This window comes from Porphyromonas sp. HMSC077F02 (assembly GCF_001815465.1).
Taxonomy (GTDB): Bacteria; Bacteroidota; Bacteroidia; order Bacteroidales; family Porphyromonadaceae; genus Porphyromonas_A; species Porphyromonas_A somerae.
In genome coordinates this window covers 184,244-184,530 of the sequence record NZ_KV820630.1, presented here as the reverse complement: position 1 = coordinate 184,530, position 287 = coordinate 184,244, and the positions used below count along the sequence as shown (strand labels likewise).

The 287-nt window shown below is 38.0% G+C and carries 1 CRISPR repeat array.

What is annotated here, in order from left to right:
* Position 1: 1 nt before the first annotated feature.
* Positions 2 to 287: a CRISPR direct-repeat array (repeat unit 26 nt; unit sequence TCTCATTCCCTAAAGTAATCAATCCA).

Here is a 287-nt window from a genome sequence, read left to right as displayed (position 1 = left end):
ATCTCATTCCCTAAAGTAATCAATCCACAACTAATTCTTGAAATGTCTGCACCGCAGGTAGTTGTATCTCATTCCCTAAAGTAATCAATCCACAACTACAGATGTCCACCCCTGCATTCACCTTGGTTGTATCTCATTCCCTAAAGTAATCAATCCACAACAAACCCGATATAATTGCCATTGAAAAACAGTTGTATCTCATTCCCTAAAGTAATCAATCCACAACCGTCAAGTGTTAGCTGTATGGTATGTTCAGTTGTATCTCATTCCCTAAAGTAATCAATCCA